The organism is Geomicrobium sp. JCM 19038 (genome assembly GCF_000698125.1).
In the GTDB taxonomy this organism is placed as follows: Bacteria; Bacillota; Bacilli; order Bacillales; family Marinococcaceae; genus Geomicrobium_A.
In genome coordinates this window covers 153,675-168,384 of record NZ_BAXA01000005.1, presented here as the reverse complement: position 1 = coordinate 168,384, position 14,710 = coordinate 153,675, and the positions used below count along the sequence as shown (strand labels likewise).

Below are 14,710 nucleotides of genomic sequence, written 5' to 3'. Positions count from 1 at the left end.
AACTTTAGAAAGGAGTTTATTGTATTATATTAAAATGGCGCAATCAGGTAATCAAACCAGACTTGCGCCCCATTAAACGCATCTTGAGTTCTTTCCTTATGTTCTTCAACAATCTGGCCCAATAATTGAACAAGGATGTTACTTAAAGCAACACCCTCAAATAATAATGCTTTACTCTACTTCTACTGTTTGTCGCCACTCATTTCAACGATCGAAATCACTTGCTGCAAGTCCCTGTAAATAAGAAACCAATTGATTGGCTTGTGCTCGGTACGATGATTCAACTGAAAGGCATCTTGTAACCAGAGTCCATCACACGTTAACTGAATAATTGAGGCTACTTCAGGGCTCGTTTCTTCTTGCAACTTCACGATCGTTTGCGCATAGAATTCTTTCCATCCTTCATAGAACTGTTCCTCAGCTTGATAACCAGAAACCGTCATAAACGTCTTCATCTCCGCACTTTCTAGGCTTCGTAACGTCGCTTGTAAATACGCCGTTGCAAACGAATTGGACTTCTCTACCTCCTCTTCTACGAGGGTTGTAAATACCTCAAGTACATAGTGGCTCCACCCTTTTAGGAGGCGTTCTTTTGAAGGGAAACGATACAACAAGCCCCCCTTACTCACTCCTGCACGTTCTGCTACTTTATCTAACGTAAACTGATTAATTCCTTGTTCGTTAATAACCTTTGTTGTTGCTTCAAAGATTCGTGTGTTTTTCTCTTCATTACGCATGTCTCTCAAACCTTTCGGCTTTTCTTATCACTAGTGTAGCGCACAATAGGAGAACATCCAAAATGAGTATTTTTAACAGAGTTGAAATAAAACCGACTGGACGGTTTTATTTTTTAGTATAGAATGAGAACTGTCATCACTTATAAAGGAGCGATCCAACATGAACACAAACTGGTTGATGGTACTCGCAGCAGGTGTACTTGAAATCTTTTGGGTTTCTGGCCTTAATTACTCATCAACATTCTGGCAATGGTCCTTAACCGTTTTTGCCATCATCATAAGTTTCACGCTCGTCATTTTAGCCACTCGTACACTTCCAATCGGTACAGTGTACGCCGTCTTCGCAGGGATCGGTACGGCAGGGACAGTCGTTGTTGAGACGCTTTTTTTCAATGAACCGTTTAGTTGGATGAAAGTATTGTTAATCGGTACACTTCTACTCGGCGTTATTGGATTGAAGTTATTAAGTAGCGATGTGAGGGAGGAAGAACCATGTACTGGACAGCTTTAATTGTTGCGGGGTTATTTGAAGTGCTTGGTGTTATTAACTTGAAGAAAGTCGCCATGAAACAATGGTCGGCGATTATTTATTTAGTCATCTTCTTCGGGATTAGCTTTTCCCTTCTTACGTATGCGATGAATGACATTTCAATGGGAACCGCTTACGGAGTGTGGACCGGGATTGGTACCGCAGGTTCAGCCGTGCTTGGTATGTATCTATTCGGAGAGTCAAAGGAAGTAAAACGGATCGTTTGTATTGCGCTTATTCTATGCTCTGCTGTTGGATTGAAACTCTTATCCTAAAAATAAGTCGTTCGAAAATAATCGAACGACTTATTTATTCTTCCACTTGTAGTTTTTGTACAGGCATTACGTGCATCCCTCTAGCGGTTACATGGGATTGAATCTCGTAAACACCTGCTTCTGCAAAAGTATGGGTACTACGATAAAGACCTTCCCCATCATTTTCTGCTGGGAATAGTGCCCCTTCCGATTGACCTTCAAAGCGAATTTCAATCTCTACAGCTTGTGCATCTTCAACCGGATGATCTTCTTGTGTTACGAGTGTCTCAATTGTGATTTCTTCACCAACCACTGCTTCTGAGATTGGCTGAATTTCCACGTCGATCGGTTCAGTAGACAATGACAGTTCTTGTGTTTCTTCATTTAACCCACAACCACTTACCACTACCACTAATAAAATAACTAAACTCATCCATCGCTTCAAACGTTGCCACCCTCTCCATATACACGTTAAACGACTTGCTCGTCCTACTTTTTCCTTTTTATTTTTATGTTCATAATCACTAAACTAGAAGAACATTGCTGATCTCACCTTACTATACGAGAAGATTGTGAATTTCTTGTGGAGAAAGAATGACTGGTTTGTCACAGAACAATGAACCTCCTCAATGGTTCAAGACAAAAAAAGCTCCCTCTAACGATTCACTTGTTAGGTGAACACGTTAGAAGAAGCATACAATTACGATTCACTCGGTTCTTTCCTCGTTTTCCATCCGAGGAAGAAGAAGCCTGCAAGAACAACGAGAATCGCGAGTGCAAAAAGAATGGTAGACGTAACTTGTTGACTTAGTAGCCCTAGCGCAATTCCAATTACACCAAAGTCTGAATCTCCAAACGTTGTGCTTTGGAATCCTAAATCACCGAGTACTGGTAAAAGTAGTGCAGGTAAGAAACTAATGAGCACACCGTTTACCATCGCACCAATAATTGCGCCTCGTCGACCACCGGTTGCATTACCGAATACACCAGCTGCAGCACCTGTAAAGAAATGAGGTACAAGCCTGGTACAATGACAGCCAACCCGAAGAGTGGCAAGAACATCATACTAATAAGGCCTGCCGCAAAGCTGAACAAGAAACCGATAATGACGGCATTGTTCGCAAACGGAAACACAGCTGGTGCATCAAGCGCTGGCTTCGCATTCGGAACAATTTTATCTGCGATTCCTTTAAATGCTGGTACAATTTCTCCGAGTAACATGCGAACTCCGGCTAAGATGATGTACACTCCAGCAGCAAACGTGAGCCCTTGCATGAGTGAGAACACGAGGAAGTTTTGACCGCCACTTAGTTCTGTTTCAATGAATGTACTTCCTGTAAAGAATGCAACGACAACGAAGAGAATGACCATCGTTAAGGAGACGGCTACGGTCGTATCACGAAGGAATCCGAGCGACTTAGGTACTTTAATATCTTCGGTCGTCTTTTCTTTGTTACCAAACCACTTTCCAATGGAAGCAGATGCATAGTAACCGAATGAGCCGAAGTGACCGACTGCAATATCATCGGAACCTGTAATCTCTCGCGTATAAGGTTGTAGCATCGCTGGAAGTAGTACCATTAGTGAACCTAAGATAATGGCACCGAGGGCCACCATCGGTACGCCACCCATTCCTGCTGTCGTCAAAATTACCGCAATCAAACAAGCCATAAACATAATATGATGTCCAGTTAAAAAGATATATTTAAATGGGGTAATTCGAGCAAACAGAATGTTGGCAACCATCCCGAAAAGCATGATCATCGCCGTTTCTGTTCCAAACGCATCTTGCGCAATCGCCACAATAACCTCATTGTTCGGAATGACGCCGTTTACATTAAAAGCATGGTTAAACATCGCGCTAAATTGATCAAGCGATTGGACGATCACCATCGCACCGGCTCCTAGAATAACGAAGCCGAGCACGGTTTTTAATGTACCTGATACAACATCGGCAATCGCTTTTCGTTGGGCTAATAAACCAATTAGTGCAAAAAGACCAACGAGAAGCTCCGGTGTACCTAAGAGATCGTTCATGATGAAATCAATCATTGTCTGTGACCTCCACTACTTATAAATTTTGATCAAGTACTTCTCGTAATTCATTCTTATCAAGCAAGTTTTTCAATCCAACGACATGTCGTGAGCCGTCTTGTAAGTTGTTAACGATATCATCTGACCCAATATACAAGTCGGCTTGTTCTGTTTTTGCCGTCGTTAGATCCGTGTGAGAGACATCGGCTTCCTTTTGTAAATCTTTTAGAATGCTTTTAGCATTCATTTCGACAATCATTGAGCTTCCTAATCCATTCCCACAAACAACTAATACTTTTTTCATGTTAAAACTCCCCTTTGTTATGATTTTGAATCACGTGTGCAATTTCTGATGCGGATGTACTCGCTAGAATTTTTTCCGTATTCTCTTCTTCAGAGAGCAATTCTGAAAGCTGAGAAAGTGCTTTAAGGTGCGTTTCATTATCAACGGCCGCAAGCACAATGATAATTCGAGCATTATGCTTTTCTTCTTCTGAAAAGTGAACCGGCTCGTCGGTTTTTAGGATACTCATACCAAGCTGAACAACACCTTCTTCAGGGCGGGCATGAGGCATTGCTATATTAGGTGCAATGACAATGTACGGACCATTCATCACGACATTTGTAATCATTGCATCGATGTACTCTTGATGAATGTATTTTTTCTCTAGTAATGGTTCGGCTGCAATTCGAATGGACTCTTGCCACGAAGTGACGCTTCGTTTCACAGTAATCATGTCTTCGGTTACTAATTCGTGTAGCATCGGTTTGTGCACCTCAAGTCTTGATCTAGTTGGACGAAAATACGGTTCGATCTGGCGCCTTAACGCGTCCTGATTATGAATCGTTGCATGTTGCTCAATGATGCCGATTACACTTTCAAAATCTGATTGCTTCACTCGGTCTGGATCCATAAACCGTTGCATCTCTCGTAATACGTGTGCTTTCTCTGAATCACCAAGTATCGCCGGAACATAAATAATTGGCACAATGGAAGCGTGGATGTACGTTGTTGAAAAGGCAAAATCAATATCTTTTTCATACTCCGAAAACGTACGAACGGGTAAGAAGTCTAGAATCTCAACGTCAGGTAATAACCCTTCTAGTTGCGCAAAAAGCATTGAAGATGCTGCGATTCCGTTTTCACAAACCACTACAGCGCGATACGCTTTTGATCTTCGGTCAACCTTTCGATGGATCCATCCGCCAAAATGCATCGCAATGAGTGCAACTTCTTCACTCGGAATTGTGCGATTCACATAACGCTCCAATGGTTCTAGCGCTTGTTCTGTTAGGGTGTAGACTTCTTTTAATTGATGCTCAATTAATGGCAAATATCGATGATCTAACGGCTCGTTGTACTTTAGTCGATAATAAGCAGGCTTAATATGTGCGACCAAGTTCTTTTGTAGACGTTCCTTTTCACGAAAACGAACGCCACTATGAGCCTCGAATTGCTCAATAATCTCCGTTGTTACGACGTCAATATCAGAGCGCTCATCTTTAGTGAATGACGCTGAGCCATCGGTCACTCGGGAACCTAGAATTCTAATCGCTAAGACAACACATTCGAGACGAGTGAATCGTCTGAAGCCCTTAGTTGAAAGACGTTGATTTAGTTGATCAACAGCTTCAAAAGCTTGTGATTGCAACAACACTTCTTGTTCTTCTCGATCAACCCAAAGGTTATTTAGCGGTCGCTTGTATAACATCAGCATGTGTAGCAGGAGAGACAATGTCACTTGCTCATTAAACGAAAGATCGAGGTGTTGCTCAAGCTTGCCAATCTCTTCTCGGATTATTCCTTCAGCGTGATTAACTTCTTGATTACACTTATTCAATAACATCTGCGTGACTTCATCATGCTCGTTTTCAATCACAACTTGAATGAGTTGGTGGATCACACGCCACAACGATTGGTCAGACCCTAGTAGGTCATATCCATTTTGTTTCGAGTAGTTCAAGGAAACGTCAAATGCTTCAAGCTTCTCAGTAACGACTGCTAAATCCTTGAACAAAGTTCCCCTGCTCACTTGAACGAGTTCACTCAATTCGTTTGAAGACACAAACCCGTCATGAAGCAATAAGTACGCACTAATCACGTAATGCCGCTCCACCTGTGTGAATCGATAATCCCACTGCCTCTTGAATGTTAACAAGGATGGCAAGCATTCCTTTGTCGCCGTTTCCAGATACAAGCCTTTGTTATAGTTCCGCTGAATCGGTGACAAGTGATGATGAATGAGCCAATGGTCAATTTCGTTAAAATCATAATAAAGTGTGCGCTTCGACACACCTAAAGCGTTTGCTAGTTCAGGTATGGATACCGTCGTTGTTGCACGGCTAAGGTAAGACAATATGGCAATTCTTCGTTGATCTAAAACCACAGCGTACGCCCCTTGCACAATACAATTTTGCACTTCCTCCATAACCTACTCGGAGTATATATCAGTCTATTCCAGCTGTTAAGAGGTTTTGACATGCAATAACTGTACATTTGAATTTTGCAAAACTATACTCTTGTTTGTTTTATCATAGATTTTACCCATTCTTTATGCAACTACCGCTCAAAACAAAAAAGGACATTACCGAGGTCATAGACCTCGGTAATGTCCTAGTTTATCGCTTCATTAGAAGTGATCTGGATCATCTTATCTAAATGCCGAAGTGTCGGTGTTAAGTTCACAAGAAAGTACGCTTCTCTCAGACGTCTTGCCGGATGACTTTTCCTTAAATAGGCGGGCCCTCCAACATGAAGCATCGTCATGTGTGCTGCTTTCACAGCTTCTTCAGCGCTCGCCTTTCGGATCGGCAACAATGATTCCCAAATGAGGGGCTCGTTTTGGAATTGTTCTGCAAGTCGTTCTTGTTGGTGTGCCAAATCCCTGTTCACTTGATCTGGTTGCTCTTCCATGTAAGCATTGCACCCGTTTTGCTTCTTTAGCGCACTCTCGCTAGAAGCAATCGAAGCTTCAGTGACTCCAAAACCGAGGGGAATTTGATACACAAGGAAATAGGGACGAATCGTCTTGATGAACGTATCTGCGTCTTCAGCTAACACTTGCTCTGTCGGAACGAACAAGTCCAAAAACCGAACAGCATACGTTGCACTTCCATTAATGCCAACATAATCTTTTTTCTCTTTTAGATCGAGCCTCTCTCCACGACACTCCACAAAAATCATGACGTTACGATCTTCATTTTCTACTTTAGCAACCGCCCCGAACCAGTGATCTTCACCCAGATTCGACACGGATGGTAGCGCCCCAGTTACCTCATATCCTCCATCGACCTTTCGTGCTTTTAGATGGAGTGGCTCGAGGTTCGCATAGTTTTTCATTGGGTTTGAAAGACCGGTTCCCCCGAGGACCTCTCCACTTTCCAAAGGAGCCAGCAATCTCTTTTTCAATGATTCATTTTTTGTATGCCTTACATACGTAATGGCTGCTAAATGACACCACGTAATAAAACCCGTTGTCATACAATACTTCGATACAAGACGTACAGTATCCACTTCTTGTTGTACCGACTGCAAATAAGATTGATGATTCGAAGAGGAGAAGCATCCTTGTTCACCAAGGCCCTGTAAAATTTGTTTCGGATAAAACCCTTCTAAATCAATCTCTTGTACGAGAGGTTTTAACTCTGTTTTCAGCCATTGCTCAAGCATAGACTTCTCCTCCTAATCTCAATCTCTTGAAAGTTTAGTAATGGAACTCACTGGTGCTTTTACCGCTTCTCTAGCGCGTTTTACCGCATCGTCGTCTGGAGCATCATAGAAACATAGACACTTCGTCATATCTTCACACACATACGTACGTTGGAATTCCACTTCAGGTACTTCTGCGTAGTGTACAGAATTCTTCTTTTTACGCTCCAAATATTGATCCATCGTAAGGTCTGCCGGGAAGTTCCATTCAACCAAATAGTTGATTTTGCCTGCCGTTTTTCGAACATCCTCTAAGTCCTGACCTACAATTCTTACTTCTTTTACTTCTTCGACTGTAAATACACTTTCACTAAATGCAGGGTTAACATCCGCTTCATTTCCAGCTTCAATAATGACATACACTTTCTTATAATCACTTGCTACTTGCACCTCAATAAGTGTTGCATCCCCAAGTTTAAGCGTATCGACTGCACGCTCTACAGCAGCTTGCTCGCTTGCATCGTTTAATGTTGCTTCGACTAAAAATAATGCCATTGTATTCGTCACTCCTTTTTGATTATTTAGGTTATTTTAGTATACTGGGTTAAAAAAATCAACTTAGTGAACTCTGTGTTATACTTACGATATTAAAGGAGGAAACGTGATGAAAGAACGCTATCCATTACCGTGTAACATTGCACAAACACTCAACATCGTCGGTGATCGTTGGACACTTTTAATCATTCATGAAATTCTTGTCGGCAATACGACATTTAATGATATTAAGCACAATCTGGAGACCATCTCAGCAAATTTATTATCGACTCGCCTCAAGCATTGGAACAACAAGGCATGGTTGTTTCAGAGCTTTATAGCAAGCACCCTCCTCGTTACCAATATGCACTGACCAAGAAAAGCAAAGACCTTGAACCTGTCTTTCACGCTCTTCTCTTATGGGGGCGCGAACATCTTGATACGTGTTATAAAGCCCTCGTCAATTCAGATACTGGCAACGACGTGGAGATCGGTTATTATGACGAAAAAACAGGCGAAAGAATTCCTCAAGAACACTTATCTGTCATCCCGTATGAGCATCAAACCTAACGGTTAAACCCCCACTGTTTGCCTACCCATGATTCAAACAATCCAAGTAACTTATCAATTGATAACCCAAGAACGCCAATAAAGAAGATTCCCGCTAACACCAAATCAAGATCAAGCGCATTTCTTGCATCGATAATAAGGTAGCCCAATCCAGATTGGGCGCCTACCATCTCCCCCGCAACGAGAAAGATCCAAGCAGTACCAACAGCAAGGTGCAATCCATTCGCAATTCCTGGGAAGGCGGCTGGAAGTATGACTTTGTACATCAAAGCTGGTTGTTTCACTTCTAAATTTTCCGCTAATTTCAAGTACGTATAATCGACCTTTTTAACCGCTGAAACGGTTGCGAGTAACACCGGGAAAAAAGCAGCAATAAAAATGATGACAATCGCTGGCATATTCCCAATCCCAAACCACAAAACGATAAAAGGTGTCCAAGCGACCGGAGCCACAGGGCGCAATACTTGAACAATCGGATCGACAATTCCCCATAGTTTTAGTGAACGCCCTAAGATTAAACCAAGGACGATTGCGACAATCACGGCTGTTCCGTAACCCATAAAGAAACGAAATAGACTAATCGCGATGTGTTCGAAAATGGTTCCGGATATGACCATCCCTACAATTCCGCTCGCAACACTGAACGGAGATGGTAATAGAGCTTCTTCATACCCACCAATCCAAATCACCGATTGCCAAGTGACAATAAGGACAATGAACGCAATCATGACATTTAGTATTTTTCTCATAAGCTACCTTTGGATCTCCTCAAGTAATGACGTATCGACAAACTCGTCGTACGTTGGTGGCTCTTCCATTAATCCTACTTCCAATACTCGATCTCTCATATACTCATAATCTTCACGATTGATATTCAGATTTTCATAAGAAATCCATTCTAGTGATAGCGATAACGCCTCTTCATCCACGTTCAAATAATTCATATGAGCATCGAGATCATATTCAGCATGTTCCCCAGCATGCGCATAACCTTCCATAAATTGCTTCGCTAACTCAGGACGATCTTCTAAGAAGCTTTGTCTAAAGACCATTGCACAACAGAGGCACCCTGGCCAAAGATCATTTGATTGATACAACACATGCCCCACATCTAACGTCACACCAATCGCTCCGAATGGCTCTGCAACAATGTAACTCTCAATTCTTCCTTCTGATAACGCTGCCGGCATCTCAGCCGGTGGCATCTCTACGACATTCACGTCACTGTAGTTCATTCCAGCGTTCTCTAACATTTCATCTAATAACAAGTTATGCGTAGATAAAGTATGAGGGATGGCGACCGTTTCACCTTTTAGATCTTCTACTTGTTCAATTGCTGGACCGGCAATCACTGCATTTCCATCTTCATGTCCCAGTGCGGTCGCTTTAATATCGATTCCTTTTTCATGAGCTTTCATGGCTAAAGGAAACAATACTGAAGCCCCGTCAATTCTGCCGCTGTTCAACGCATCCATTAAGTCGATCCACGTACCAAAACGAATTAATTCGATAACTCCGTCTTGCATAAATTGCTCTTGGTTCTCATTTGCAATGTAAAGAGGTGCTGCATGAGTGATTGGCAAATACCCGACCTTAATCGTTGAATCAGCTGCCGCTTCTCGTTGCTGACAGCCGGTAATCACCATTGCCGCAATGAGTATAAAAATTGCACTGATCGCTTTCACTTGACGATGCACCATCATCCCTCCTTACGTTAAATGTGATAGTCGGAATCAAGCTCGTTTCTTCCAAAATGAAACGTATCAAAAATCAATTTTCTAAAATAATGAAAATCTCCATGGCTACGATCTCTCGGTCTAGGAAGCGTTATGGCGATCGTCTTTTTAATTCTCCCTGGATTACGATCCATAATGATAATGCGATCGGACAAATAGACGGCTTCATCAATGTCATGTGTAACTAGCGCTACAGTCGTTTGCTCTTGTTGTTGAATACGCAAAAGCTCATCTTGAAGATAATAGCGATTAAACGTATCAAGCGCAGCAAACGGTTCATCCATTAGAATCAGCTCAGGTTGTATTGCAAGCGCACGAGCAATTGCGACACGTTGCTGCATCCCACCAGATAATTCCGCAGGAAACTGATTGGCACTTCCTTCAAGCCCAACTAATTGAATGTACTCATTTGCTCTTTTCGTTCGTTCAGCTGCAGATGAGATTGTTGGTTCTAACGCAAATTCCACATTCTTCTTCACTGTACGCCAAGGCAAAAGACCATAATGTTGAAAGAGCATAATTGCACGTCTCGTTGGCTTCTCAATAGGAACTTGATCCATCAGTACACGTCCAGACGTCGGAGCCTCAAATCCCCCAATAACGTTCAGTAACGTACTCTTCCCACAGCCACTTTCACCGAGGATCGATACGAATTCACCCTTTTCTATGGATAAAGAAATCTCTGACAATACTTCGTTGTCATGGAACGATTTGCTCATCTCATTCACTTGTACGAGCGCAGACATGTCATCACCTAAATCCATTTAATTTTGATAATACAAAGTTGTTTACTATGTTTTAAGTTAGTTTAATATACTTAGTAATAAAAAACAACCAATATTTTTCCACTAAAAAAACAGCTGTTAGAAAACAGCTGCTTTAGCGTTGTATGTTGGGATTTTGCTTCAGGATTGAAGGGGAATTATAAAAATCCCAACATAAAGCTTCAAATTCACTACATAAATGTCTGTATGAAGGGATTATGCCTTGAATTTGAACTAACAATAATCAAATCCACACCTCCTCCACTTGAACAAGAAGACATGGTTCCCCGAACCTCGATAATCTGAAGCTTACGTTTGAAACGAGCGCCTTCGAATTTCTTCTCGCTCTTCTTTTCCCCGTGCTTTTTCGATAATTTCCTCGTAATCCAATGGGTTAAATTTATAAATCCCATCCGCGTCGCAATGACGTAATCGCCAGATTCAAAGACGACGCCACCTACACTAACGAGACCGTGGATCTCTGCTTCTAGATTTAACGGTTTCGTCGTTTTCGCTGAGACCGTTTCATAATAAACAGGAAGATTCACTTGCCATAACGTGTCGAGATCGGTGATCGCTCCGTTAATAATTACTCCAGAAACCTTCGTAGCCAAGGCTTGTAATGAACGAAACTCTCCCCAGCACGCGTGCGTTTTATTGCCTGACGTATCAATAATTAGGATATCTCCTGCTTCCGTTTCGTTTAGCGCTTCTGTGATTGGTTTCCCGTCACCGTTTGAGAGCTTAACGGTGACGACTGTGCCGCTAATTTTGTTACCCGGGTGCGTAGTCTTAAGATCGTTAACGAATCCGAAATCGGTGAAATGACCAATGGTTGACGTGTGTAATGGTTGCATCAATTCCATCGTCTCATTCGTATATTTCATTTTCTTATCAACGATTCGAATCATTCTAGACGCCTCCTAAAATGCGCTTAAAAGGATTGTGACCTTGACCTTTTCCGGAGGGCATTGCTCCTGGTACTCCGTCAACATCAAGCAACGGTTTTAGAATTTGTTTTACAGGCCAATGATCCGCTTCAAATAACTTCACATGTAGCCGCTGTTCTTCAAATTCAGAGAAACCAACTGCCTTCAACGCTTCTTGCCACCTTTGTTTCGTTGCGAGCCATAGCTCTTCTTCCGTGACCTCAAACGTCTGTGCAAAGGTCTCAATTACTGAACGAATATTAACTTCAGTACCTAATGTTTGTACGTAAAATAGCAAATCATCGACCGTGTTATTGTACAAGCTGTTTGAATAGCCCGGTCTGATTCGGTAGTTAGGATCTTCAAGTCCGTAGCGCTCAGTATAAGGTGGATGCAATCGGACTGAATCGTGATCACGGAATAAGAGAGCAACGGGCTTACCGTGTTTTACGACGATACAGCAATTCTGACCATGAATCTCTGGAACGACACCAATTTTGAACAACCGCATGACAACGGTATAGAACAATTCAACAAGCTCATCAAAAAACGTCTCAACGTCTAGATCACCTAGTAATTGTTTCAAGAAGTCTTCACTTGCAACCCCAGCACCAAGTGCTGACATTGTAATCATTCGATAAGGCTCTTTCGTTAATTCTTCTGGATAGAGTCGTTGTTGAGCAGCTAGATGTCTCGGTTGTTCATCAAACCACCCTTTCGATTCAGGCATATACCCCCACCAATGACGTTCATCACATAGGTAGACTTTCTCTGTTAGGACGTCATCGCATTCAATCGCTTGCCTTAATAGTCGCTCACCTGAGCCACCATTTAGTAATTTCACGACAGGTAGATAGCGGGATGCGCCTAATGATGTGACACTAACTGGTAATTTCAGCATCATTGATGACGGTTCTTCAGTCGCTAATGAACGAAGGGACGACGTCGCCACATAATCTCCTGCTCTCGTTTCCAAAAGAACGATGATGCCTTCTTTAATCTCTTGCTCATACGTCGATTTAATGATGACTTCCATTTGCCACGGGTGCACAGGCATGAGTGTGTAGTCCTCTGGAGTGACTCCCTGTCTCCCTGACTCCTCTTCTAACAACTTTTGTTCTTCTAGAGGGAGACCATCTATTGGCGATAAAGACGTCTCGCCCGTTACCATCGCATCTTTTTTCACTGCGACCCAATACAACTGCATCGTGCACCCGAATTCTGCCATATACTTTTTATACTGTTGATCGGTAAACCCGATCTTTGCCTTCGCTGTAGGGTGAAAAGGTCGATCTCGATAAGACGCCACCCGCTCACTTTCAATAAACCAATCGTAAGAGTGATTCAATTCTTTGTTTTCTTGTTCATTAAGATGATCAATGCTTAACTGTAGCTGGTGAATTGACGTTTCTATACTCTCAATTAACTTCCTTGCACCAACCTGATTCATGTCTAAGGTCGATCGAGCAATTTCCGCTGCTGTTTTTAACAAAGTCCAACCATTTTGTTCTCGTCTATAAATGGGGCTACCAAGCTTCCAGCTCAACTCATTTCCGGCGCGTCTTTCTAATAGAAAACAAAGATCATGTTCATACACAACTGTTTCTTCTTCAACACCGAACAAGCGTTGAATTTCTGGGCGTGCATCTCGTAGCAAAGGAAGTTCCTGATCTAACGGGAAGAACCCTTCATTTCTTAATGCTTGAATTAAATCCTGAATAATCAATGTCTCAGCGTTAATAACTTTTAATGTAGGTGCCATTTAATGATCGCTCCTTGAAATAGACTGAAACTGCTTGTCACGATAGTAAAGAAATGCCGGTTGATCGTGCCCTAGAAATTGATGGTGGGAAATTGTCCAACTGTAAGCTCCTGATTGGAGAAATACGACCAAATCTCCGACCCGAAGTTGAGTCACCTCGGCCTGGGAATGCAATCGGTCTTTCGGAGAACAGAGCTCACCAACGATGTTCACTCGCTCCTCTGTTACTGTCGGGCGCGAGAACGGGTACGGCCATTCTTCAATTGGGATAATCTTAAAGGGATGATTATGTCCCCAAGATGCGGGCAGACGTTGATGGTGCGTCCCACCACGAAGAATGGCGAAGTGTTCCTGCTGAGATTGTTTTAGGTCGTTCACTTCAGTGACATAATAGCCACAGTTAGCAACGATTCTTCTTCCAGGTTCAAAAAACAATTGCTTGCCTTTCACACGATCGAGAACACCACTAGACTTTAAAGCCGCGATAAACTTCTCCCAATCAAAGCTCGGATTCTCATCATACGAGACGCCAAATCCACCTCCACAATTTAGAACCTTTACATCAAGTCCATACGTAGATTGCCACTCTTCCACTTTATCTACATAATGGTCAATCATCGCTACGTGCAAGTCTTCACGTAGATTATTTGATATCGAGTGAAAGTGAAAGCCATAGATTTGAACCAAATTCTGATGCGCGACTAACTTTAACGCACGTTCAATTTCTGTTTCTTCCATCCCAAAGGGCGACGGTTCTCCTGCCATCGTTACGTTTGTTGTTGGGAGGTCATCATAATTCAAGTTAATTCTTAATAGAACTTGCGCTGAGGTCTGTAATTCATTTGCGATCAGTAGTAACCGTTGTAACTCCAACGTACTCTCGATGTGAATGTACGTCACTCCCGCACGCAACGCCCCTCGCAATTCGTATTCTTTCTTACTCGGGCCGCCGAAGAGAACGGGAACGTCGGCAGAAACTTTTCTCACTTTCTTTAATTCACCAATCGAAGCGACTTCAAAGCCTGACACATAAGGCAACAATGCCCCAAGTATTCGTTCATCAGGGTTGGCCTTAATTGCATAGAACAGATTTGTATCTTTCGGCAACAACTTGACCATATTTCTAGCTTCTTGCTCTAACCGGTCAAGATCATAGACATACGCACACAATGTTGATGACACGCTTCTCTATACTGTGTCACTAACTGTTGG

The 14,710-nt window shown here is 42.4% G+C and carries 14 protein-coding genes and 2 pseudogenes; 3 read left to right on the top strand and 13 right to left on the bottom strand.

The genetic code is table 11. The features are described from left to right. Positions 1 to 182: 182 nt before the first annotated feature. Positions 183 to 737, bottom strand: coding sequence for a TetR/AcrR family transcriptional regulator (locus tag JCM19038_RS20640; protein ID WP_052361302.1), 555 nt, complete (start codon positions 735 to 737; stop codon positions 183 to 185). A gap of 160 nt (positions 738 to 897) precedes the next feature. Here JCM19038_RS20640 and JCM19038_RS08495 point away from each other — a divergent pair, with 160 nt between their 5' ends. Both JCM19038_RS08495 and JCM19038_RS08490 read left to right on the top strand, forming a co-directional pair. Next, positions 898 to 1,248 (top strand): multidrug efflux SMR transporter, encoded by a 351-nt coding sequence (locus tag JCM19038_RS08495; RefSeq protein WP_042416682.1) that lies wholly within the window; start codon positions 898 to 900, stop codon positions 1,246 to 1,248. Next, positions 1,230 to 1,541 carry a multidrug efflux SMR transporter gene (locus tag JCM19038_RS08490; RefSeq protein WP_042358371.1) on the top strand — a complete coding sequence of 104 codons (312 nt, stop codon included), beginning with the start codon at positions 1,230 to 1,232 and terminating at the stop codon, positions 1,539 to 1,541. Before JCM19038_RS08495 ends, JCM19038_RS08490 begins: the two co-directional genes overlap by 19 nt. Before the next feature lie 34 nt (positions 1,542 to 1,575). On the opposite strand, the gene JCM19038_RS08485 is transcribed toward JCM19038_RS08490, so the two are convergent. The 6 genes and pseudogenes from JCM19038_RS08485 to JCM19038_RS08460 form a co-directional block, all read right to left on the bottom strand. Next, entirely contained in the window at positions 1,576 to 1,965 is a 390-nt protein-coding gene (locus JCM19038_RS08485; RefSeq protein WP_052361296.1) for a FixH family protein, read from the bottom strand. A 255-nt stretch (positions 1,966 to 2,220) separates the two neighbouring features. Beyond that, positions 2,221 to 3,572, bottom strand: a pseudogene (locus JCM19038_RS08480) (PTS ascorbate transporter subunit IIC). A gap of 19 nt (positions 3,573 to 3,591) precedes the next feature. Continuing rightward, positions 3,592 to 3,858 carry a PTS sugar transporter subunit IIB gene (locus JCM19038_RS08475; protein ID WP_042358364.1) on the bottom strand — a complete coding sequence of 89 codons (267 nt, stop codon included), beginning with the start codon at positions 3,856 to 3,858 and terminating at the stop codon, positions 3,592 to 3,594. A 1-nt stretch (position 3,859) separates the two neighbouring features. Next, the gene (locus tag JCM19038_RS08470; protein WP_042416679.1) at positions 3,860 to 5,941 is read right to left on the bottom strand and encodes a BglG family transcription antiterminator; all 2,082 of its coding nucleotides are present in this window, start codon (positions 5,939 to 5,941) and stop codon (positions 3,860 to 3,862) included. Between the two features lie 227 nt (positions 5,942 to 6,168). Beyond that, on the bottom strand, positions 6,169 to 7,224 hold the full coding sequence (locus tag JCM19038_RS08465) for an acyl-CoA dehydrogenase family protein (protein ID WP_042416675.1): 1,056 nt from the start codon (positions 7,222 to 7,224) through the stop codon (positions 6,169 to 6,171). 18 nt (positions 7,225 to 7,242) lie between these two features. Beyond that, positions 7,243 to 7,758: a DUF4242 domain-containing protein gene (locus tag JCM19038_RS08460; protein ID WP_042416671.1), complete on the bottom strand. Its 516-nt coding sequence runs from the start codon at positions 7,756 to 7,758 to the stop codon at positions 7,243 to 7,245. Positions 7,759 to 7,867: 109 nt separating this feature from the next. Here JCM19038_RS08460 and JCM19038_RS08455 point away from each other — a divergent pair. Continuing rightward, positions 7,868 to 8,307: pseudogene (locus tag JCM19038_RS08455) on the top strand (winged helix-turn-helix transcriptional regulator). On the opposite strand, the gene JCM19038_RS08450 reads toward JCM19038_RS08455, so the two are convergent. From JCM19038_RS08450 to JCM19038_RS08425, 6 genes are all read right to left on the bottom strand, one after another. Further along, a complete protein-coding gene (locus tag JCM19038_RS08450; protein WP_042416669.1) occupies positions 8,304 to 9,056 on the bottom strand; it encodes an ABC transporter permease in 753 nt (250 codons plus the stop codon). The pseudogene JCM19038_RS08455 and the gene JCM19038_RS08450 sit on opposite strands and share 4 nt — an antisense overlap. Before the next feature lie 3 nt (positions 9,057 to 9,059). Beyond that, positions 9,060 to 10,007 (bottom strand): ABC transporter substrate-binding protein, encoded by a 948-nt coding sequence (locus tag JCM19038_RS08445; protein WP_042416666.1) that lies wholly within the window; start codon positions 10,005 to 10,007, stop codon positions 9,060 to 9,062. Between the two features lie 14 nt (positions 10,008 to 10,021). Beyond that, positions 10,022 to 10,789, bottom strand: coding sequence for an ABC transporter ATP-binding protein (locus JCM19038_RS08440; protein ID WP_042416663.1), 768 nt, complete (start codon positions 10,787 to 10,789; stop codon positions 10,022 to 10,024). A gap of 209 nt (positions 10,790 to 10,998) precedes the next feature. Further along, the gene (locus tag JCM19038_RS08435; protein ID WP_052361294.1) at positions 10,999 to 11,718 is read right to left on the bottom strand and encodes an RraA family protein; all 720 of its coding nucleotides are present in this window, start codon (positions 11,716 to 11,718) and stop codon (positions 10,999 to 11,001) included. Position 11,719: 1 nt separating this feature from the next. Next, entirely contained in the window at positions 11,720 to 13,498 is a 1,779-nt protein-coding gene (locus JCM19038_RS08430) for an IucA/IucC family protein (protein ID WP_042416661.1), read from the bottom strand. Beyond that, positions 13,499 to 14,680 carry a type III PLP-dependent enzyme gene (locus JCM19038_RS08425; RefSeq protein WP_238554336.1) on the bottom strand — a complete coding sequence of 394 codons (1,182 nt, stop codon included), beginning with the start codon at positions 14,678 to 14,680 and terminating at the stop codon, positions 13,499 to 13,501. It lies immediately after the preceding gene. Positions 14,681 to 14,710: the final 30 nt, after the last annotated feature.

What these genes read in the sequence shown, in the direction of transcription:
- JCM19038_RS20640 (WP_052361302.1), bottom strand. Translation starts at nt 737, where the DNA reads ATGCGTAATGAAGAGAAAAACACACGAATCTTTGAAGCAACAACAAAG.
- JCM19038_RS08495 (WP_042416682.1), top strand. Translation starts at nt 898, where the DNA reads ATGAACACAAACTGGTTGATGGTACTCGCAGCAGGTGTACTTGAAATC.
- JCM19038_RS08490 (WP_042358371.1), top strand. Translation starts at nt 1,230, where the DNA reads ATGTACTGGACAGCTTTAATTGTTGCGGGGTTATTTGAAGTGCTTGGT.
- JCM19038_RS08475 (WP_042358364.1), bottom strand. Translation starts at nt 3,858, where the DNA reads ATGAAAAAAGTATTAGTTGTTTGTGGGAATGGATTAGGAAGCTCAATG.
- JCM19038_RS08465 (WP_042416675.1), bottom strand. Translation starts at nt 7,224, where the DNA reads ATGCTTGAGCAATGGCTGAAAACAGAGTTAAAACCTCTCGTACAAGAG.
- JCM19038_RS08460 (WP_042416671.1), bottom strand. Translation starts at nt 7,758, where the DNA reads ATGGCATTATTTTTAGTCGAAGCAACATTAAACGATGCAAGCGAGCAA.
- JCM19038_RS08450 (WP_042416669.1), bottom strand. Translation starts at nt 9,056, where the DNA reads ATGAGAAAAATACTAAATGTCATGATTGCGTTCATTGTCCTTATTGTC.
- JCM19038_RS08445 (WP_042416666.1), bottom strand. Translation starts at nt 10,007, where the DNA reads ATGGTGCATCGTCAAGTGAAAGCGATCAGTGCAATTTTTATACTCATT.
- JCM19038_RS08440 (WP_042416663.1), bottom strand. Translation starts at nt 10,789, where the DNA reads ATGTCTGCGCTCGTACAAGTGAATGAGATGAGCAAATCGTTCCATGAC.
- JCM19038_RS08435 (WP_052361294.1), bottom strand. Translation starts at nt 11,718, where the DNA reads ATGATTCGAATCGTTGATAAGAAAATGAAATATACGAATGAGACGATG.
- JCM19038_RS08430 (WP_042416661.1), bottom strand. Translation starts at nt 13,498, where the DNA reads ATGGCACCTACATTAAAAGTTATTAACGCTGAGACATTGATTATTCAG.